At 42.9% G+C, this 945-nt stretch carries 2 protein-coding genes; both read right to left on the minus strand.

Annotation, left to right across the window (positions count from 1 at the left end):
- Positions 1-11 precede the first annotated feature (11 nt).
- Positions 12-533, minus strand: coding sequence for a DUF2442 domain-containing protein (dhiA, locus tag GOU96_RS17790; RefSeq protein WP_113629398.1), 522 nt, complete (start codon positions 531-533; stop codon positions 12-14).
- The gene (dhiT, locus tag GOU96_RS17795) at positions 527-796 is read right to left on the minus strand and encodes a type II toxin-antitoxin system toxin DhiT (RefSeq protein WP_001114075.1); all 270 of its coding nucleotides are present in this window, start codon (positions 794-796) and stop codon (positions 527-529) included. Before dhiT ends, dhiA begins: the two co-directional genes overlap by 7 nt.
- Positions 797-945: the final 149 nt, after the last annotated feature.

The raw sequence follows: 945 nt of genomic DNA on the forward strand, positions 1-945 counted from the left end.
TGAGGCGTTTGTTATATGCGTGGTTCCTTGTTTGCCACTGTTCTATCTTTCGCTAGTTCGATGACGGCGTGCCCTAACTGAACTAGTGTGCCAAAGTTTGGCGTTGTTTCTGGCTTCAAGGAGCGATAAGCACTCGTACGACTTTTTATACCCGCCTTTGCAATAACTTGACCATGACCAAACTGCTCTACGTAAGAACGAATAGCCGCTTGCAAGATGTCGGGACGCCCCTCCATCATCGATTCCCATGAGGCCTGTTTGATGACGGCTTCCATTTCTTGAACATTAAAACTTAACTCCACCGACTTTTGTGAGCCCTTGGTTATGTCACGGAGTGTCGCAGCCGATAGCTCATTACCATCCCAATTTAACGAACCATCACGAGTCAAGGAAAAGCGTTTAAAGTCCTTAATTTCTGAAAACGGTGCTTTTTTAAAGTATACCGACAAGTCGGCATAGCCTTGGTAACCATCATTGAACGTCAGTTCTAATGTATGGTCTGAGACAAAATCAACATCTATGACTTTCAACATAAATCACCTAACTTACCTGGATTTTCACCATTCACCGCTTTATTCCACATCACCATCAATTGCTCTCGATGTTCAAGAATATGGTTTTCAGCACGTTTTCGTTGCTTATTGGGTAAGTAACCCTCTAAACACTCACCTGTTTCAATAGCAATAATTAGCTCGTAACTACCGTACTTAACGTGAATATGAGGCAATTTATGCTGCTTGTTATCAAAGAAATACAAGCAAAATGAAAGGCCTAATAGGGCATCAATCTCTGGCATAACCACCTCTAGTTCATCGTTCTAAAGGGACTATAGCAGCGTATCCTTTAGGAGACAAACCCTATAAGCATATAACGCCCGGTTAAGGGGCAGCCAACGCCATTACTAAGCTTCCGCATAACACCGTAAACACAAAAAACCAACGCATG

Source organism: Vibrio sp. R-1 (assembly GCF_035615595.1).
Classification (GTDB): Bacteria; Pseudomonadota; Gammaproteobacteria; order Enterobacterales; family Vibrionaceae; genus Vibrio; species Vibrio cholerae.

Bases quoted from the DNA above. Each gene is read 5' to 3' on its own strand.
- dhiT (WP_001114075.1), bottom strand. From the start codon at position 796: ATGCCAGAGATTGATGCCCTATTAGGCCTTTCATTTTGCTTGTATTTC.
- dhiA (WP_113629398.1), bottom strand. From the start codon at position 533: ATGTTGAAAGTCATAGATGTTGATTTTGTCTCAGACCATACATTAGAA.